Annotated in this window: 17 protein-coding genes and 1 tRNA gene; 13 read left to right on the top strand and 5 right to left on the bottom strand. The window is 64.3% G+C overall.

Features of this window, described 5'->3' with window-relative positions; translation table 11 throughout:
- Together ACKLLE_RS22690 and ACKLLE_RS22685 are read left to right on the top strand one after the other, a co-directional pair.
- The gene (locus tag ACKLLE_RS22690) at nucleotides 1-1,515 is read left to right on the top strand and encodes a tripartite tricarboxylate transporter permease (protein ID WP_420059120.1); all 1,515 of its coding nucleotides are present in this window, start codon (nucleotides 1-3) and stop codon (nucleotides 1,513-1,515) included.
- The gene (locus tag ACKLLE_RS22685; protein ID WP_420059119.1) at nucleotides 1,508-2,551 is read left to right on the top strand and encodes an AbrB family transcriptional regulator; all 1,044 of its coding nucleotides are present in this window, start codon (nucleotides 1,508-1,510) and stop codon (nucleotides 2,549-2,551) included. Before ACKLLE_RS22690 ends, ACKLLE_RS22685 begins: the two co-directional genes overlap by 8 nt.
- A gap of 112 nt (nucleotides 2,552-2,663) precedes the next feature.
- Here ACKLLE_RS22685 and ung read toward each other — a convergent pair whose 3' ends face one another.
- Nucleotides 2,664-3,356 carry a uracil-DNA glycosylase gene (ung, locus tag ACKLLE_RS22680; RefSeq protein ID WP_009399891.1) on the bottom strand — a complete coding sequence of 231 codons (693 nt, stop codon included), beginning with the start codon at nucleotides 3,354-3,356 and terminating at the stop codon, nucleotides 2,664-2,666.
- 129 nt (nucleotides 3,357-3,485) lie between these two features.
- Between ung and ACKLLE_RS22675 the strand changes: the two genes are divergently transcribed.
- The gene (locus tag ACKLLE_RS22675; RefSeq protein WP_420059118.1) at nucleotides 3,486-4,592 is read left to right on the top strand and encodes an enoyl-CoA hydratase/isomerase family protein; all 1,107 of its coding nucleotides are present in this window, start codon (nucleotides 3,486-3,488) and stop codon (nucleotides 4,590-4,592) included.
- Nucleotides 4,593-4,615: 23 nt separating this feature from the next.
- Here ACKLLE_RS22675 and ACKLLE_RS22670 read toward each other — a convergent pair whose 3' ends face one another.
- Nucleotides 4,616-5,035, bottom strand: coding sequence for a hypothetical protein (locus ACKLLE_RS22670; protein ID WP_009399894.1), 420 nt, complete (start codon nucleotides 5,033-5,035; stop codon nucleotides 4,616-4,618).
- A 215-nt stretch (nucleotides 5,036-5,250) separates the two neighbouring features.
- On the opposite strand from ACKLLE_RS22670, the gene ACKLLE_RS22665 reads away from it, so the two are divergent.
- The 6 genes from ACKLLE_RS22665 (at nucleotide 5,251) to ACKLLE_RS22640 (ending at nucleotide 9,390) form a co-directional block, all read left to right on the top strand.
- Nucleotides 5,251-6,738 carry a sensor domain-containing diguanylate cyclase gene (locus ACKLLE_RS22665; protein ID WP_420059117.1) on the top strand — a complete coding sequence of 496 codons (1,488 nt, stop codon included), beginning with the start codon at nucleotides 5,251-5,253 and terminating at the stop codon, nucleotides 6,736-6,738.
- Nucleotides 6,731-6,952 carry a cysteine-rich CWC family protein gene (locus ACKLLE_RS22660; RefSeq protein WP_064303411.1) on the top strand — a complete coding sequence of 74 codons (222 nt, stop codon included), beginning with the start codon at nucleotides 6,731-6,733 and terminating at the stop codon, nucleotides 6,950-6,952. Before ACKLLE_RS22665 ends, ACKLLE_RS22660 begins: the two co-directional genes overlap by 8 nt.
- Before the next feature lie 34 nt (nucleotides 6,953-6,986).
- Nucleotides 6,987-7,679, top strand: a complete 693-nt coding sequence (locus tag ACKLLE_RS22655) for a 16S rRNA pseudouridine(516) synthase (RefSeq protein ID WP_420059116.1) — start codon at nucleotides 6,987-6,989, stop codon at nucleotides 7,677-7,679.
- A gap of 324 nt (nucleotides 7,680-8,003) precedes the next feature.
- A complete protein-coding gene (locus ACKLLE_RS22650; RefSeq protein ID WP_420059115.1) occupies nucleotides 8,004-8,888 on the top strand; it encodes an alpha/beta fold hydrolase in 885 nt (294 codons plus the stop codon).
- A 148-nt stretch (nucleotides 8,889-9,036) separates the two neighbouring features.
- Nucleotides 9,037-9,110, top strand: a tRNA-Gly gene (locus ACKLLE_RS22645).
- A gap of 124 nt (nucleotides 9,111-9,234) precedes the next feature.
- The gene (locus tag ACKLLE_RS22640; protein ID WP_178391950.1) at nucleotides 9,235-9,390 is read left to right on the top strand and encodes a hypothetical protein; all 156 of its coding nucleotides are present in this window, start codon (nucleotides 9,235-9,237) and stop codon (nucleotides 9,388-9,390) included.
- 45 nt (nucleotides 9,391-9,435) lie between these two features.
- Here the strand turns inward: ACKLLE_RS22640 and ACKLLE_RS22635 are convergent, their stop codons facing one another.
- Nucleotides 9,436-9,753, bottom strand: a complete 318-nt coding sequence (locus tag ACKLLE_RS22635; protein ID WP_420059114.1) for a hypothetical protein — start codon at nucleotides 9,751-9,753, stop codon at nucleotides 9,436-9,438.
- Between the two features lie 584 nt (nucleotides 9,754-10,337).
- Here ACKLLE_RS22635 and ACKLLE_RS22630 point away from each other — a divergent pair.
- The 4 genes from ACKLLE_RS22630 (at nucleotide 10,338) to ACKLLE_RS22610 (ending at nucleotide 16,795) form a co-directional block, all read left to right on the top strand.
- The gene (locus ACKLLE_RS22630) at nucleotides 10,338-11,690 is read left to right on the top strand and encodes an APC family permease (protein WP_420059113.1); all 1,353 of its coding nucleotides are present in this window, start codon (nucleotides 10,338-10,340) and stop codon (nucleotides 11,688-11,690) included.
- Nucleotides 11,691-11,755: 65 nt separating this feature from the next.
- Nucleotides 11,756-13,822 (top strand): methyl-accepting chemotaxis protein, encoded by a 2,067-nt coding sequence (locus ACKLLE_RS27160; RefSeq protein WP_474198472.1) that lies wholly within the window; start codon nucleotides 11,756-11,758, stop codon nucleotides 13,820-13,822.
- 30 nt (nucleotides 13,823-13,852) lie between these two features.
- Nucleotides 13,853-14,800, top strand: a complete 948-nt coding sequence (locus ACKLLE_RS22615; RefSeq protein WP_009401144.1) for a cation diffusion facilitator family transporter — start codon at nucleotides 13,853-13,855, stop codon at nucleotides 14,798-14,800.
- 264 nt (nucleotides 14,801-15,064) lie between these two features.
- A complete protein-coding gene (locus tag ACKLLE_RS22610; RefSeq protein WP_420059112.1) occupies nucleotides 15,065-16,795 on the top strand; it encodes a SulP family inorganic anion transporter in 1,731 nt (576 codons plus the stop codon).
- A 90-nt stretch (nucleotides 16,796-16,885) separates the two neighbouring features.
- On the opposite strand, the gene ACKLLE_RS22605 is transcribed toward ACKLLE_RS22610, so the two are convergent.
- Together ACKLLE_RS22605 and ACKLLE_RS22600 are read right to left on the bottom strand one after the other, a co-directional pair.
- Nucleotides 16,886-17,521, bottom strand: coding sequence for a LysE family translocator (locus tag ACKLLE_RS22605; RefSeq protein WP_420059111.1), 636 nt, complete (start codon nucleotides 17,519-17,521; stop codon nucleotides 16,886-16,888).
- Nucleotides 17,522-17,575: 54 nt separating this feature from the next.
- The gene (locus tag ACKLLE_RS22600) at nucleotides 17,576-18,643 is read right to left on the bottom strand and encodes a glycerophosphodiester phosphodiesterase (RefSeq protein WP_420059110.1); all 1,068 of its coding nucleotides are present in this window, start codon (nucleotides 18,641-18,643) and stop codon (nucleotides 17,576-17,578) included.
- Between the last annotated feature and the right edge of the window lie 22 nt (nucleotides 18,644-18,665).

Below are 18,665 nucleotides of genomic sequence, written 5' to 3'. Positions count from 1 at the left end.
ATGGATACCTTGAGTTACCTGGGCCAGGGCTTCGGCGTGGCCCTCAGCCCGTACAACCTGGTCACCGCCCTCAGCGGCACCCTGATCGGCACCGTGGTCGGCCTGCTCCCGGGCCTGGGCCCGATCAACGGCGTGGCGCTGCTGATCCCCATCGCCTTCGCCCTCGGCCTGCCGCCGGAGTCGGCGCTGATCCTGCTGGCCGCGGTGTACCTCGGCTGCGAGTACGGCGGGCGGATCAGTTCGATCCTGCTAAACATCCCGGGCGAAGCCTCCACCGTGATGACCACCCTCGACGGCTACCCGATGGCCCGCCAGGGCCTGGCCGGCGTGGCCCTGTCGCTGTCGGCGTGGAGTTCGTTCATCGGCGCCTTCATCGCGACCTGCGGTATGGTCCTGTTCGCGCCGCTATTGGCGAAATGGGCGATCGCCTTCGGTCCGGCGGAGTACTTCGTGCTGATGGTCTTTGCCATCGTCTGTCTCGGCGGCATGGCCGGCGACCGGCCGCTGAAGACCTTCATCGCAGCGCTGATCGGCCTGTTCCTGTCCAGCGTCGGTATCGATGCCAACAGCGGCGTGTACCGCTTCACCGGTGACAGCGTGCACCTGGCCGACGGCATCCAGTTCGTCGTACTGGTCCTGGGCCTGTTCTCCATCAGCGAGATCCTCCTGCTGCTGGAGAAAACCCACCATGGCCACGAGGCGGTCAAGGCCACCGGGCGCATGCTGTTCAACCTCAAGGAAGCGGCCTCGGTATTCGTGGTCAACATCCGTTGCGGCCTGCTCGGCTTCATCATGGGCGTATTGCCCGGCGCCGGCGCGACCCTGGCCAGCGCCGTGGCCTACATGACCGAGAAACGCATCGCCGGCACCAGCGGCAAGTTCGGCAAGGGCGATGCCCGCGGCCTGGCTGCGCCGGAAACCGCAATCGGCGCCTCCTGCTGTGGCGCCCTGGTACCGATGCTGACCCTCGGCGTACCCGGCTCGGGCACCACCGCGGTAATGATCGGCGCCCTGACCCTGTACAACATCACGCCCGGCCCGCTGCTGTTCGAACAGCAACCGGACATCGTCTGGGGCCTGATCGCCTCGCTGTTCATCGCCAACATCATGCTGGTGATCCTGAACATCCCGATGATCCGCATCTTCACGCGCATCCTTGCCGTGCCGAACTGGGCGCTGGTGCCGGTGATCGCGATCATCACCGCGATCGGCGTCTACGCCGTGCACGCCACCACCTTCGACCTGTTCCTGATGGTCGGTATCGGCATCATGGGCTACATCCTGCGCAAGCTGGACTTCCCGCTGTCGCCGATCCTCCTCGGGTTCATCCTCGGCGGGCTGATGGAGCAGAACCTGCGTCGTGCGCTGTCGATCTCCAACGGTGCCCTGGACATCCTCTGGTCGAGCCCGATCAGCATGGCGGTGTGGAGCCTGACCATCGTGATGCTGGCCCTGCCGCTGGTGCGCATCTGGCGCCGTCGCGTCCTGCAGCGTCGCGCCCTGGCCAATGTCTGATTCCACCTTCAGGCAATGGTGGGCAACCCCGCTGGTCGGCCTGGCCGGCGGGTTCGCGGCCAGCGCCATCGGCTGGCCGTTGCCGTTCATGGTCGGCTCGCTGCTGGCGATCATCCTGGTGCGCTGCCTGACACCCTGGCAGCTCGCCGAGATTCCGGGCGGGCGCAAATGCGGACAGTGGATCGTCGGCATCGGCATCGGCCTGCACTTCACCCCGCATGTGGCCGAGCAGGTCGCCAGCCATTTCGGCCTGATCTTCTTCGGCGCACTGATCACCAGCCTTTCCAGCGTGGTCGGGGTGTGGTTGCTGCGGCGTACCGGCGAGGACCGCGCCACGGCGTTCTTCTCTAGCATGCCGGGCGGTTCCGGGGAGATGGTCAACCTCGGTGCGCGCAATGGCGCCAACCTCGGCCGCGTGGCGGCGGGCCAGAGCCTGCGGGTGCTGGTGGTGGTGCTTTGCGTGCCGGCGGCATTCAAGTACCTGCTCGGCGAAGGCGTACCACTGAGCCATGCGGGAGCGGTGGACTGGGGCTGGCTGGCGCTGGTGTTCCCCATCGGCGCGCTGGTGGCCTGGGGCTGGCAACAGCTGAAGCAGCCCAACCCGTGGCTGTTCGGACCCTTGCTGGTGGCGGGTGTCGCCAGTATCGGCTGGAACCTGCACCTGGGCCTGCCGGACGGCGCCAGCCAGATCGGCCAATGGCTGATCGGCAGTGGCCTGGGATGCCACTTCAACCGGGCGTTCTTCCGCCGGGCACCGTCGTTCCTTGCCAGGACCCTGGCCGCAACGGTGCTGACCATGGCCATCGCCGCCATCGCCGCCGTGGCGCTGAGCGCCGCGACCAACCTCGACCTGCGTTCGTTGACCCTGGGCATGATGCCTGGCGGCATCGCCGAAATGAGCCTGACGGCGGAGACCTTGCAGCTGTCGGTGCCGTTGGTGACGGCATTGCAGATGATGCGCCTGCTGTTCGTGCTGTTTCTGGCCGAGCCGTTGTTCCGGCACTGGATGGCGGGGGATGCCGAAAGGCAGGTGTAGCAGGTGATGGCCTCATCGCCGGCAACGCCGGCTCCCACAAGGTTCTGCGGTGCACACAATACCTGTGGGAGCCGGCGTTGCCGGCGATGAGGCCATAAGCTACGGCATAAATCTAAAGGGCAGGCACCTGCCAATCGATCGGCGCCATCCCGTGCTGTTCGAGGAACTTGTTGGTGCGGCTGAAATGGCCACAACCAAGGAAGCCGCGATAGGCCGACAGCGGCGAAGGGTGCACCGAGGTCAGCACCAGGTGCTTGCTGGCATCGATCAGCTTGCGCTTGCTCTGGGCATGCGAGCCCCAGAGCAGGAACACCGAGTTGGGCTGGTGCTCGCTGACGACCTGGATGATCCGGTCGGTAAAGAACTGCCAGCCCTTGTTGGCGTGGGACGCCGCGTTGGCCCGTTCGACGGTCATGGTGGTGTTGAGCAGCAGCACGCCCTGGTCGGCCCAGGATTGCAGGTAGCCGTGGCGCGGAATCTCGATGTTCAGATCGCGCTGCAGTTCCTTGTAGATGTTGACCAGCGACGGCGGCGTCGGCACCCCCGGCTGCACCGAGAAGCACAGCCCATGGGCCTGGCCCGGGCCGTGGTACGGGTCCTGGCCGAGGATCACGACCTTGACCTTGTCCAGCGGCGTGGAATTCAGCGCGTTGAAAATCAGCGGCCCGGGCGGATAGATCTCCTTGCCAGCGGCCTTTTCCTGACGCAGGAATTCACGCAGTTCGTGCATGTAGGGCTGGTCGAATTCGGCGCGCAGGGCGGCCTTCCAGCTGGGTTCGAGCTTGATACGGTCGTCGTCGGTCATGGGGCCATCCGTTGAACAATGGGGCGGACACTAGGAAAGCTGTCCGCGCTTGTCAATCGATCCGACCGGCAACCGCCGCGATCGCGCACAGCGGCCATACTTGTCTGCTCCAACCGAGCGAGGTCTTCCATGGCTGTGCAGTTCGAAGTTCTGACCGGTGTCGATGGCGCGCGCCTGGGCATCGCCACCCTGGATGCCCCGGCGAGCCTGAATGCCCTGTCGCTGCCGATGATCGAACAACTGGGTGCCCACCTGCGCGCCTGGGCACAGGATCCGGCGATCGTCTGCGTGCTGTTGCGCGGCAATGGCGCCAAGGCCTTCTGCGCGGGCGGGGAAGTTCGCCAACTGGTCGAAGCGTGTCGCGACCATCCCGGCGAAGTGCCGCCGCTGGCGGCGACGTTCTTCGCCACCGAGTATCGCCTGGACTATCTGTTGCACCACTATCCCAAGCCGCTGCTGTGCTGGGGCCACGGCCATGTGCTCGGTGGCGGCATGGGCCTGCTTCAGGGCGCCGGGGTGCGGATCGTCACGCCGTCGAGCCGGCTGGCGATGCCGGAAATCAGCATCGGCCTGTATCCGGATGTCGGTGGCAGCTGGTTCCTTTCCCGGCTGCCCGGGCGCCTTGGCCTGTTCCTCGGCCTGACCGGCGCGCCGATCAACGCACGCGACGCCCTCGATCTCGGGCTTGCCGACCGGTTCATGAAGGAAGACCAGCAGGATCAACTGATCGATGGGCTGCTGCAGCTGAACTGGCAGGAACAGACCGCCATGCAGCTCAACAGCCTGCTCAGGGCCCTGGAGCAGGAAGCCCGCGATGAATTGCCGGCGGCGCAGTGGCTGCCGCGCCGCGAACGGATCGACCGGGTGCTGGATGTCAGTGATCCGGCCTGTGCCTGGCGCGCCATCGGGCAGCTTGAACACCAGCCCGACGTACTCCTGGCCAAGGCCGCGGGAACCCTGCTCAAGGGCTGTCCGCTCACGGCCCATCTGGTCTGGGAGCAACTGCGGCGGGCGCGTTACCTGTCCCTTGGCCAGGTGTTGCAGATGGAATATGCGATGAGCCTGAACTGCTGCCGCCATCCGGAATTCAGCGAAGGCGTGCGCGCCCGCCTGCTGGACAAGGACAACGCACCACGCTGGCATTGGCCGGATATCAGCCAGGTGCCGGCGGCGGTGGTCGAGGCGCATTTCAGCAAGGTGTGGGAAGGAAGACACCCCCTCGCCGACCTGGCGTAGGGGGTGCAAGGTGCAAGAGTCACTCAGTGATAACGGCCGCGACCGCGGTCGTCCTGATCGCCCTGGCGGTTTTGGCGGTCGCGCCAGTCGCCGCGGTTGTCGCGATGGCCGCGGTTGTCACCCCGGTCATGGTCGCGGTCCCAGCCACGGTTCCAGCCATGGTTGTCCGGGCGTCCCGGCCCGCGTGCATCCCAGCCACCACGCACTGGCGGTGCCGGACGGTAGTAAGGCACGGGTGCCGGACGGTAATAACGCGGCGCCGGCGTGTAGTAGCGTGGCTGCGGGGCGACGTAGTAGCCACGGTTGTAGCCGTAGGGATAGGCCGGATAAGCGTAACGGTCAACGGAATAGACATCGGTTCGATAGTAGCCACCGCCTCCGTAGGGTACACACGCGGTAATCAGCAAACCCAGGACAGCAAGCAAAGCGAGTCGGCGATACATGGCGGCCTCCTGGACCGCGAAACTGCCGGACCCAGCGGCGCTGGTCGGCGTCGATCGGCAAGCGTTCATCGACACAGAATCAGACAACGAAAACGGCGTGCGGTGCGATTTTGGAAATAATTTGTAACCACCCCTTTGACCCTGAAATTCGTCCAGTTATTTTTTCCCGCCGCCTCTAGAATAGAGGCCATCGGTTCTCCGCCTGCGGGATTGCCATGCCCCTTCGTTCCGCCCTGTTTTCGCAACGCTCCCTGCTGTTGACCCTGCTGTTGCTGCTTGGCTGTGGATTTCTCGCAACCTCGCTGGTGAGCTACTACGCCTCGCGCAGCGCGATCCGCGACGGCATTATCAATACCGAGCTGCCGCTGACCTCGGACACCGTCTATTCGGAAATCCAGAAGGACCTGATCCGTCCCATCGTGGTCTCGTCGATGCTGGCGCAGAACACCCTGCTGCGCGACTGGACCCTGGCCGGCGAGCACGATCCCGAGGTCATGACCCGCTATCTCAGTGAAGTCGAGCGCCAGCAGCGGGCCTACACCGCCTTCTATGTTTCCGAAGCGAGCGGCATCTACTACCAGGCCAAGGGCATCCTCAAGAAGATCGACCCGAGCACCCCGCGCGACCTCTGGTACGCCCGGGTCAAGCAGATGCAGGCGCCCTACGAGATCAACGTCGACATGGACATGGCCAACAAGGACCGCATGACCGTGTTCATCAACTACAAGGTACTCGACGAGCAGAACCGCTTCATGGGTGCCGCCGGCGTAGGCCTGACCGTGGACGCGGTGGTCAGGCTGATCGATGCCTACCAGTTGCGCTACAAGCGTTCGGTGTATTTCGTCGACCCGCGCGGACAGATCGTTCTTACCGGCTCGACCGGCGGGCCCGAGGGGGCGCGCCCTGGCACCACGCTGCAGAGCATCCCGTCGCTGGCCGGGCTGGTCGAGCGCATGCCCACCCCGAGCACCGGCAGCCGCGAATACCAGCGTGACGATCAACTGCACTTTCTCAATGTGCGCTTCATCCCGGAGCTGGACTGGTACCTGTTCGTCGAAAAGCCGGTCGGCGCCAGCCTGGACGGAGTGAAACAATCGCTGTACCTGAACCTGGCGATCTGCGCGATCATCTCGGCGGTGGTGCTGGCAATGATCAACGGCATGGTTCGTCGCCACCAGGACGGCATCCAGGAACTGGCGACCCTCGACAGCCTGACCCACCTGCACAATCGCCGCGCCTTCGATCTGCTGGCCGCCCAGGCACTGCTCGACGCCGAACGCGGCGCGCTGCCGCTGACCGCAGTGCTGATCGACCTCGATCATTTCAAGGAGCTCAACGACACCCACGGGCACCTGGCCGGCGACGAGGTGCTGCGCCAGTTCGCCCGCCTGCTCGAAGGCAGCCTGCGCCAGGCCGATATTCTGTGCCGCTGGGGTGGCGAGGAGTTCGTCGTGCTGTTGAAGGACACCGAACTGGCCAAGGGCATGGCGGTGGCGGAAAAGATCCGTCAACGCACCGAGCGCAGCGAATTCACCTTCGACGCCAGCCGCGTGTCGCTGACTGCCAGTTTCGGCGTGACCGGGCTGGCGCCCGGCGATACCCTGCGCAGCCTGATCGCCCGCGCCGACCAGGCGCTGTACCGCGCCAAGCAAAGTGGGCGCAACCGTGTCTGCAGCGAACCCGCGAGCCCCGAACATGCCTGACCCGCGTCTATGCCCCGCCTGTGGCGCCAGCAACCACTGCACCCTGGCCGATCCGCGTACTGCCGATCGTGCCTGCTGGTGCTTCAGCGTCAGCATCGACCCGGCGCTGCTCGAAGCCCTGCCTGCGGAGTTGCGCAATGCCGCCTGCCTGTGTCCGGCCTGCGCCCGGGTCGATGAGCAATTGAAGGCTGCCGCGGACACGCCGAACGAGTAGACTGCGCCCCCTTCCTTGCCCCTGCCTCACTGCCATGCGCCTCGACCGCTTCCTGTCCAACCTGCCCTGCTTCAATCGTCAGCAAGTGCGCCTGCTGCTGGCAGGGCGGCGCGTGCGAGTGGACGGGGTGGCGGTGAGCGATCCCAGGCACGAAGTGCGGGTCTTCAGCCAGGTGGAGGTGGACGATCAGGTGTTGCAGGCCGGCCGACCGGCGCGCTACTTCATGCTGCACAAGCCCGTAGGCTGCGTCAGCGCAACCCGCGACCCCGAGCATCCAACGGTGCTCGACCTGATCGACGAACCGGACAGGCACGAGCTGCATATCGCCGGACGACTGGATTTCAACACCACCGGCCTGATGATCCTGACCAACGACGGCCAATGGTCACGACGCCTGACCCAGCCGCAGACCAAGCTGCCCAAGGTCTATTACGTGGAAACCGAACAGCCGATCCTCGAGGAGTACGTGGCGCGTTTTCGCGAGGGCTTCCACTTCGCTTTCGAAGACCTGGTCACCCAACCGGCTGAATTGATTCTTCTCACCAGTCACACGGCAAGATTGAGCATTATCGAGGGACGTTATCACCAGGTGAAACGCATGTTCGGTCATTACCAGAACAAGGTCATGCGCTTGCACCGTGAGCGCATGGGGTCGCTGGTCCTCGATCCAGGACTTGCCCCGGGGCAGTACCGGGCCCTGCGCGCCGACGAGATCCTGTCGGTCTGACATGGCCGACGGGCCAGACAAAAATTTTCCATCAATTGCCCGAACGGCACTTGCGACATCGCGGCCGGGCTGCTTGAATCGAATCGTCGGTCTTCATGTGACTCTACGGTCACAGCTTTAGTCCAAGACACCTTTTCCTTGGCGACCCGCCCCTCGATGCGCGGGCGACCAACGGAATCGCCCGCCTAGAACAACACCCGTCGACCAGCGTGCAGCGGATCGACAAGGGCCCCTCGATTCACTTCAAGGCGTATGCCTACCTGTCACATAGAACGTGCAAGCTTGCTTGGACGGATACCCTTTTTTGCGCCAGGAGTCGATGACATGAGGCCAGAAACCGCTGTGCTGGATATTCAGGGGCAGTACCGGGTTTACACGGAGTTCTACCGTTCGCAAGAAGCCGAGAAGACGATCATCCTGATCAACGGCTCGCTCGCCACCACGGCGTCGTTTTCCCAGGCGGTGCGCAACCTGTACCCGCAATTCAACGTGGTGCTCTACGACCAGCCGTACGCCGGCAAGTCGAAGCCGCACAACCACCACGAACGTTTGCTGACCAAGGAAACCGAGGGGCAGATCCTGCTCGAACTCATCGACCACTTCGCGGCCGACCAGGTCATGTCCTTTTCCTGGGGTGGCGCCTGCACCCTCATGGCCCTGGCCCACAGGCCGCGGCGCATCGAGCGGGCGGTGGTCAGCTCGTTCTCGCCGGTGATCAACGAACCGATGCGCGACTACCTGGAGCGTGGTTCCAGGTACCTGCGCGAGTGCGATCGCTACCAGGTGGGCAACCTGGTCAACGAGACCATCGGCAAGTACCTGCCGCCGCTGTTCAAGCGCTTCAACTACCGGCACGTCAGCAGCCTGGACAACCACGAATACGCGCAGATGCACTTCCATATCCACCAGGTGCTCGACCACGACCTGGAAAATGCCCTGACTGCCGCCAGGGCCATCGATATTCCGGTGCTGTTCATCAACGGTGAGTGGGACGAATACACCACCATCGCCGATGCACGGCAGTTCAGCCGGCACGTGCGCAACTCTCAGTTCAGCGAGATCCGCAGCGCCGGGCACTTCCTCGACATGGAAAACAAATCGGCCTGCCGCGACACCCGCGCAGCGCTGATCGACTTCCTGAAACCGACGCAGCGTGAACAGCGTGCGCGTTACCAGTACATGCAGGGCCAGCATGCACTGGCAGTCTGAAGAAAACGGGCGCCTGTAGCCCGGCCAACTGGATCATCGGCCCCACGGGCAGAAGGAAGATCCACGCCCCGGCGCTACAGGCCGCATCGCTGTCCTGCTGATATAAAGCTTCAAATCGCCGCAATGTTCTGGTACAAAGTGGCCCTGCGCGGGTGTCGTATAATGGCATTACTCCAGCTTCCCAAGCTGATAACGAGGGTTCGATTCCCTTCACCCGCTCCAGATTCCCCCCGGTATGTCCCCAGATCGCGCCGTGCGATCCTCTTGTCCGCGTCCCTTCCAGCATTGATCAAAAGAGTGTCATCGCCTAGGATAGGTCTATCGCACACCGCTTCAGGAGGCGGAGATGATCATTCAAACTGCGGCTCCCAAAAAGGTCGTTGCAAAGCGCAAGAAAACCGACAAGCAACTCACGTTCGAAGATGTGCGCACCGCCGCACGTGGTGGTGAGGCTGCGTTCCACTTCTATGTCGAGCACGGAAAGCTTCCGGCCTCCAAGTGAGTATTTTTGTCATCGGTAAAAGTTTCTGACCTGTTCAAAAAGTCCTCAGGCTGGTACGACTTCTTCGTCGATTTCCATAACTACAAGCTCTGTGGTGACCTCCCCGATATCTTCGGCCGGGATGAGGCGCTTGATCTTGAAGACCTCTTTCACATCCATCTCGCCGCCACGGAGGCCGTCCAGGCAAGGTGACGCGCTGCAAAGATCCAATTCAGGCGAACGACAGACCCGGATCGTCCCGACGAAGATTTCTGGCTGGTCTATGCGTATGACCTGCTCCGGGACGAGTATCTGCTGCTGACCATCATGGGGCCTGATGCGCACAGCCGGCAGCAGTGGGGCTCCTATCTCCGGGATATTCACGCCGAAATCGTAGACCCTTGGATCAAGGGGCGGGTTGTCTATTCGGATCCTGATGATGAGGATTAGAGCAAGCGCCCTGATCGACGGCCCCCTCCTACAGCGCTTGCATTCTCAGATTCGTCTGACATCACTGCTTGCGGTTCGCTGCTAGCATCTTCGGCTTGCGCGGTATCGGACTGATAAAAATCCCCTACAAACCGTCAACTTTTACGAACAGAAGAATCGATCACCCGACAAAATCCGTCTTGAAACCCTCCGAAAACGCCTAAAAACTCGATAAATCCCCATCAAAGAAAAATAATGTAACGATTTACTTGACGCACCCCACCCCAATCGTTTCTTATTTTTCCCACCTTGCCCAGCGTCCGATACCCCAAGAACAAGCAGCGCCGCCCCCTGACGCCCGCGCGCGTCGTACCTGCACGCTCGTTTTACCGGTCCGGTCCTTGCCAGTGACACCGGCGCCTCGCCCGCGCCCATTCCAGCTCCAACATAAAAGGTGAACAACATGGAGCCCACCCGTTCGACCCTGTCGTGCCCGTTGCAAACCCCGTCCGTGTTCCCTCATCAGGAGCAGCGCCCGCATGCAGCCTGAGCACAGCACCCACGGCAATCTGCAACTTCGCAAGTCCCTGCGCCTGTGGCAGGTGGTGATCATCGGCCTGGCCTACCTCACGCCCATGACCGTGTTCGACACCTTCGGCATCGTCTCCGGCCTCACTTCCGGGCACGTTCCCAGCGCGTACATCCTGGCCCTGCTGGGCATCCTCTTCACCGCCGTGAGCTATGGCGTGCTGGTGCGGCACTTCCCGCAGTCCGGCTCGGCGTACACCTACACGCAAAAAGCGATCAACCCGCATATCGGCTTCCTGGTGGGCTGGTCGTCACTGCTGGATTACCTGCTGCTGCCGATGGTCAACGCCTTGCTGGCCAAGCTCTACCTGGGCGCGATGTTCCCTGAGGTGCCGGGCTGGGTCTGGGTCACCGCCTTCGTCACCCTGATCACCCTGATCAATATCCGCAGCATCAACCTGGTGGCGAACTTCAACGTGCTGTTCGTCGGCGTGCAACTGGTGATCATGGCGGTGTTCGTCTACCTGTGCCTGCGCGGCCTCGGCCAGGGCGAAGGCCAGGGCACGCCGTGGACGCTGATCCCGTTCAGCGATGACAAGACCCAGCTCAGCGCGCTGATGGCCGGGGCGACCATCCTGTGTTTTTCCTTCCTCGGCTTCGACGCGGTGACCACCCTCTCGGAAGAAACCCACCAGCCGGAGAAAGTCATCCCGCGGGCGATCTTCCTCACTGCGTTGATCGGCGGCGCAGTGTTCATCCTGATCTCGTTCTTCATCCAGGCCTATTTCCCGACCATGGAGCGCTTCCAGGACCACGAAGCGGCGCTGCCGGAAATCGCCCTGTATGTCGGCGGCAAGCTGTTCCAGTCGATCTTCATCGCCTGCACGGTGATCAACACCATCGCCTCGGGCCTGGCCTCGCAGACCAGCGTCTCGCGCCTGCTCTATGTGATGGGCCGCGACAAGGTGATTCCCCAGGGCCTGTTCGCCCGCCTGCATCCGCGCTACAAGACGCCCGTGCTGAACATCATCGTGGTCGGCCTGATCTCGCTGTCGGCGATCTTCTTCGACCTGGTCACTGCCACCTCGATCATCAACTTCGGCGCGCTGGTGGCCTTCAGCTTCGTCAACCTGGCGGTCATCAACCACTGCTACCTTCGCCAGGGCATGAAGCAGGGGCTGGGCAACAAGCTCAAGCACCTGATCCTGCCGACCATCGGCTTTTGCATCATCGCCCTGCTCTGGCTCGACCTGAACGAGCATTCGCTGCTGTTCGGCGGGGTCTGGGCAGCGGCCGGCGTGCTTTACCTGGGCTGGCTGACCAAGTCGTTCCGGGTCGCGCCGCCCAGCTACATCGCCGAGTGAGACCGCCCGTCGAACGCGCCCGCGCAAAGCGCGGGCGCGCTTCATGACCGAGAAGGAAACCCCTCATGCTCCCGCGCCGCCTGTCCATCCAGTGGAAGATCATCCTGCTCGCCGGCCTGTGCCTGCTGGCCATCGTCATCGTCCTGGCGGTCACGTCGCTGACCCAGTCGCGGCGCAGTGCAGCCGAGGTGTTCCAGGCCAATACCGAACTGCTCGATCACAACGCCCGCCTGCGCCTGCAGGCCCATGGCGAGACACAGGCGCTGCGCATCCAGCGCTATTTCATGGATGCGTACCAATATGGCAACGGCTTCGCCCGCCTGGCCCAGGTACTGCGCGAGCGCGGCGACGGCGACCTGCGCAGCGCCCTGGTCACGCAGGCCCGCACCGCGCTGGCCGGTAACCGCGACCTGATCGGCCTGTACCTGGTGTTCCAGCCCGATGCCCTCGACCACCAGGACGCCCGCTTCATAGGGCAGGCCGAGCAAGGCAGCAACGACAGCGGGCGCTTTTCCCTGTATTGGTCGCGCAATGCCGCCGGTGAGCTGGAATCGGAAGCCATGCCCGAATCCATGCTCGCCGACGCCAGCCTCGGCGCCAACGGCTCGCCCTACAACCGCTGGCTGACCTGCCCGCTGGAAACCGCCCGGGCCTGCGTGCTCGACCCGTACTTCGACGAGGTCAACGGCAAGCAGGTGCTGATGACCAGCATCGCCCTGCCGCTGCTGGACCAGGGCAAGGTGGTCGGCGTGGTCGGCCTGGATATCGGCCTGGACAACCTGCAACAGTTGGCCCTCGAAGGGCGCAAGGAAGTCTACGAGGGCCAGGGCCAGGTCAGTATCGTCAGCCCTGCCGGGCTGCTGGCCGGGCACAGCGCCGATGCCTCGCAGTTGAGCAAGCAGGCACCGAAGTCCGTGGAAGACGGAGTGATGCGCATTGCCCGGCCCTTCTCGCCGATCCCGGACGCAACACCCTGGCAGGTCTTGCTGGAAGTGCCGCAAAGCGTCCTGCAAGCCCCGGCCATCCAGCTCAACCAGCGCCTCGACGCCAGCAACCGGAGCGCCAACCTGAGCAACCTGCTGATCGCCCTGGTCACCGCCCTGGCCGGGCTGGTGCTGATCTGGCTGACCGCCCGTGGCGTGACCCGGCCGATCCTCGCGGTGGCCGAGCGCCTGCGCGAAATCGCCAGCGGCGACGGCGACCTGACCCAGCGCCTCGACTATTCCCGCGATGACGAACTGGGCCAGTTGAGCGGCTGGTTCAACCGTTTCCTCGACAAGCTGCAACCGGTGATCGTGCAGGTCAAAGGCTCGCTGCAAGAGGCCCGTGGCACCGCCGACCAGTCCGCCGCCATCGCCAGCCAGACCAGCGGCGGCATGCAGCAACAGCAGCGCGAGATCGAGCAGGTGGCCACCGCCGCCAACGAAATGAGCGCCACCGCCCACGATGTCGCCAACAACGCCGCACAGGCGGCCCATGCCGCGCGCGGTGCGGACCAGGCCAGCCGCGAAGGCCTGGAACTGATCGGCCATACCCGCCAGGCCATCGACCAGCTCGCCGCCGACATGGACCTGGCCATGGAACGGGTCCAGGCCCTGGCCGGACGCAGTGAGCAGATCGGCTCGGTGCTGGAGGTGATCCGCGCCATTGCCGAACAGACCAACCTGCTGGCCCTCAATGCCGCCATCGAGGCGGCCAGGGCTGGCGAGGCCGGGCGTGGTTTCGCCGTGGTCGCCGACGAAGTGCGCAACCTGGCGCAACGCACCCAGGTCTCGGTGGAAGAAATCCGCCAGGTGATCGAAGCTTTGCAGGGCGGCACCCGGGGCGTGGTCGAGGCCATGCACGACGGCCAGCGCCAGGCGCGGGACAGCGTGACCCGCATGGAGCAGGCGGTACCGGCGCTGCAACGGGTCGGCGAGGCGGTCACGGTGATCAGCGACATGAACCTGCAGATTGCTTCCGCCGCCGAAGAGCAGAGCGCTGTGGCCGAGGAGGTCAATCGCAATGTCGCCGGGATCCGCGATGTCACCGAGTCGTTGTCCGGGCAGGCCGACGAGTCCGCACGTATCAGCCAGGCGCTGAATCGCCTGGCCAACCAGCAGCAGGCGCTGATGGAGCAATTCCGGGTCTGACGGCCCGGCGTCTTATTGAGGAGGCCCGTGGTGGCAACCAGGTTTTTCGATTTGAACGACGAGCAGGGCGTATTGCGTACGTCCATTGCCGTCACCCTGTTCATCGCCGCGATCGGCATCGGCTTCGGCCTCGCTTCGGGCTCGTTCTCGATCGTCTTCGACGGCGTCTACTCGATGGTGGACGCGAGCATGAGCGGGCTGTCGCTGGTGGTGGTGCGGCTGATCACCGCCCACACCCGCAGTGCACACCTGTCGCGCAAGCTGCGCGAGCGCTTCACCATGGGCTTCTGGCACCTGGAGCCGATGGTCCTGGCGCTCAACGGCATCCTGCTTACCGGGGTGGCGGTCTATGCGCTGATCAACGCCGTGCTCAGCCTGCTCGAAGGCGGGCGCGACCTGGAGTTCGGCCTGGCGCTGATCTATGCCGTATTGACGGTGATCGCCTGCCTGACCATCGCCGTGCTGGAGGCCCGGGCCAACCGACGGATCGGCTCGGACTTCGTGCGCATGGATGTGAAAGGCTGGGTGATGTCAGCCAGTATCACCGCAGCGTTGTTGATCGCGTTCTGCGTGGGTATTGCGGTGCAGGGCACGCAGTGGGAGTGGATCTCGCCCTATATCGACCCGGCGGTGCTGGGGCTGGTGTGCCTGGTGATCATTCCGCTGCCGCTGTCGGTGATTCGCCAGGCCCTGGCGGATATGTTCCTGGTCACCCCAGGTGACCTCAAGCAGCATGTGGACGACGTGGCGCAGGCGTTCGTCGAGCGGCACGCCATGTTGTCGTATCGGGCCTACGTTGCGAAGGTCGGGCGCTCGCGGGAGATCGAGCTGTACTTCATCGTGCCCAGGACCATGCCGGCGCGGAATATCGCCGAATGGGACGCCTGGCGCGACGAGATCGGCGAGGCCATTGGCGGCGAAGGGCCGGATCGCTGGTTGACCGTGGTGTTTACCGGGGATCCCGAGTGGGCTGAATAATCGAAAGACCAACACAGCCCCTGTGGGAGCGGGTTCACCCGCGATTACGATGGTGAATCCACTACCGCTATCGCGGGTGAACCCGCTCCCACAGGGTTCGGTATGAACCAACGCTCTGTATTTCAACCTCCCCCGATTGGCCTCCTCCTTCTCCAGCGGTTACGATGCTGGCCAAATGCCCAATCCCTCCCGACCTTCTCCCCGAAGCGCCGGGTGCCGGGCTTTTGCGCTAGCGTCTGTCAGATACATCAAAAGGACCTGAACATGTTTCTTTCCCGCTGGCTTCCGGGCCTGGCCAACCTGCTGCATTACCGGCGCGAGTGGTTGCGCGCGGACGTGCAGGCCGGCCTGTCGGTGGCCGCCATCCAGATCCCCATCGCCATCGCCTACGCGCAGATCGCCGGCCTGCCGCCGCAGGTTGGCCTGTATGCGTGCATCCTGCCGATGATCGTATACGCCCTGGTGGGCAGTTCCCGGCAACTGATGGTCGGGCCCGACGCCGCCACCTGCGCCATGGTCGCCGGGGCCATCGCGCCGCTGGCCATGGGCGACCCTGATCGCCTGCTGCAATTGTCGGTGGTGGTCACGGTGCTGGTCGGCCTGATGCTGATCGCCGCCGGGGTGGCCCGGGCCGGCTTCATCGCCAGCTTTTTCTCGCGACCGATCCTGATCGGCTACCTCAACGGTATCGGCCTGAGCCTGCTGGCCGGACAACTGGGCAAGGTGGTCGGGTTCAAGATCGAAGGCAGCGGTTTCATCCTCGCCATGATCAATTTCTTCCAGCGCCTCGACGAGATCCGCTGGCTGACCCTGAGCATCGGCCTGGCGGCCCTGGCCTTGCTGATCTGGCTGCCGCGCCGCTACCCGAAACTGCCGGCGGCGCTGGTGACGGTGGCGGTGTTCACCCTGATCGCCGGCGTCTTCGGCCTCGACAACCATGGTGTCGCGGTACTCGGCCATGTGCCCGGCGGCATGCCTGAGCTGGCCTGGCCGCAGACCTCCCTGGAAGAAATGAAAAGCCTGCTGCGCGATGCCCTGGGTATCGCCACGGTGAGCTTCTGCAGCGCCATGCTCACCGCCCGCAGCTTCGCCGCGCGGCATGGCTATGCGATCAACGCCAACCATGAATTCGTCGCCCTCGGCGTGTCCAACCTGGCCGCCGGGGTGTCCCAGGGCTTCGCCATCAGCGGCGCCGACTCGCGCACCGCAGTGAACGACATGGTCGGCGGCAAGAGCCAACTGGTGGGCATCGTCGCCGCGCTGGTGATTGCGCTGATCCTGATGTTCTTCACCGCACCAATGGCCTGGATTCCCCAGGCGGCGCTGGGCGCCGTGCTGCTGATGGCCGGCTGGGGCCTGATCGATATCCAGTCGCTGCGCAAGATCTGGGCATTGAGCCGTTTCGAACTGTGCCTCTGCGTGCTCACCACCATCGGCGTGCTCGGCGTCGGCGTGCTGCCGGGCATCATCATCGCCGTGACCCTGGCGATCCTGCGCTTGCTCTACAGCATCTACCAGCCCACCGATGCGGTGCTGGGCTGGGCGCCGGGGGTCGAGGGCCAGGTGGACATCAGCCGGCACAAGGACGCGCGCACCGTGCCGGGGCTGGTGGTGTACCGCTTCGACGACGCGATCCTGTTCTTCAATGCCGACTACTTCAAGATGCGCCTGCTCGAAGCGGTACAGCGCGAGGGCGATGCCAAGGCGGTGCTATTCGATGCCGAGGCGGTGAGCAGCATCGATGTCAGCGGCATCGCGGCGTTGCGGGAAGTGCGCGATACCCTCAAGGCCCGTGGCATCGAGCTGGGGATCGCCCGGGCACGCGGGACCTTCCTGCGGATGCTGGTGCGCTCGGGGCTGGCGCGGGAGATGGAGAACCACCTGCTGTATGGGTCGGTCAGGGCGGGAATCCGGGCTTATCGGTTGTGGCGTAACCGGGTCAGGAGGGAGGAGACGGATGCCGGGAAAGCCGCGCCCGTTCCGAATCTTCCTTAGTTCTTGAGGGCCCCTATCGCTGGCAAGCCAGCTCCCACAGGGATTGCATGCACCGCACCTGTGGGAGCTGGCTTGCCAGCGATGAGGCCATCAGCCTTTCCGAGGTATCAGCCCCGGTACGGCATGCATCAGCGCATTCAGCGCAAACCCGATGAACATCACCCCGCAAGCCCGGGTAATCCACAGCTCATAGCGCATATACAAGGTACGCACCTGCTGCGCCCCGACCAGCACGATCAGAATCAGGTACGCCAGCAGCCCGCCGAGGAAACTCAGGGCAATCAACGCCGGCAGCATCGACCAGTCCAGCGCTTCGGCCCGGCTCGACAACAGCGCGGTGAAGGTCGCTACCGCCACCGGATAAGCCTTGGGATTGGTCAGCCCGAACACCACGCCATGCCAGAACGGCCGCCGCACCGCGCTCTGCTCGGCGCCATTGCCCGGCTGGCTGCGCAACGCCCGCCAGCCCAGCCAGCCTAGGTACAGGCCGCTGATTACGCCAAGGATGTCGAACACCGAGCTGCCGATCTGCCGCGCCCCGACGATCGCCACCAATGCAGTGCTGCACCAGAGCACATCTCCCAGCAGATGACCGCAGAGAAACCCGGCGCCGGCACGCCGGCCGCGGGTGGCGCCGATACCGAGCACGGCCAGCACTCCGGGCCCCGGAGTGATGCCGTAGATGAAGCCGGAAGCAAGCACAGCGAGCAGCAGCGAGAAGGTCATGACGCTGGGGTCCCAAAAGGTGGAGGCCGCAGTCTACGCCGCCTCCAGGGAGGCTTACCAGCCGCCGGCCCCGAGCAGCAGCGCTTCATCCTGCGCGACCGGTCGGCCATGGTATTTCAGCAGCGCACCCGGCCTGTTGGTAAAGATGCCATCCACGCCCGCCTCGCTGACCCGCTTGAAATCCACCGGCTCATCGACGGTGTAGACATGCACCAGCAGGCCCTTTTCATGCGCCATGCGATTCATCCACGGCTGGGCCAGGTCGGCATAGCTCTGCTCGCCGCCGGCGGCGAGTGCGGTGGACGGCCCGATGCCGACGGCGCCCGTGTGTTTGGCGATGTCCAGCCAGCGCTCGAATTCGCCACGGTCCTTCGGCTGCTGGCGGGCATACCAGGCAGCCTTGTCGGGCAGGCCGGATTCGGCGAAGGCCTGGCCCGGCGCTGCCTCGACATGGTCCTTGCCCAGCCACAACAGCAAGACCTTCGGCGTTTGCGGCATGGCCTTGTGCAGCAGGGCCAGACTGTTGCGGTCGAAGGTCTGCAACACTACCCGCCCGGGCTGATCGAGCCAGCCGCGCTTTTCCAGGGCCTTTTGCAGCTCCTGTTCGATCCCGGGAAACTGGTTCGGCACCTTGGTCTCGATATACAGCCCCGGCGTGCGCGCCGGATTGGCTTCGGCGATATCCATCACCTCGTCCAGGGTGAGGATCTTCAAGCCAGCGAAGGCGGGTCGCGCGCGGTCCGGGTAAGCACGGTTGAACCAGCTGCCGGCATCCAGCGTCTTCAATTCGGCCAGGGTGAAGGCACTGACCGGACTGGCCTTGCGCTCGGGAAAACGCTCGGCCACGTCGCTGGTGCGACCCAGGTCGTCATCATGCACCACCACCAGCACGCCATCACGGCTGCGTTGCAGATCCAGCTCCAGGTAGTCGGCACCAAGGTCCCGGGCAAGCTGGTAGGCCGGGGCGGTGGATTCCGGGGCGTCATGGGAAGCACCACGGTGGGCGATAACGGCGGGATACGGTATGCCTTGGGCTTTCGCCAGCGCCGCAGTGTCGCTGGCCTGGATCTGGAAAGTGAGGCCGAACAGGGCCAGGCCCAGGCAGATGTCCTTCAATCGCATTGGCTGTCTCCTTGTAAAAACC

It is taken from the genome of Pseudomonas bharatica (genome assembly GCF_048586865.1).
Lineage (GTDB): Bacteria > Pseudomonadota > Gammaproteobacteria > Pseudomonadales > Pseudomonadaceae > Aquipseudomonas > Aquipseudomonas bharatica.
Note: the sequence above shows the minus strand (reverse complement) of the source record. Positions and strands in the feature narration are given on the sequence as shown.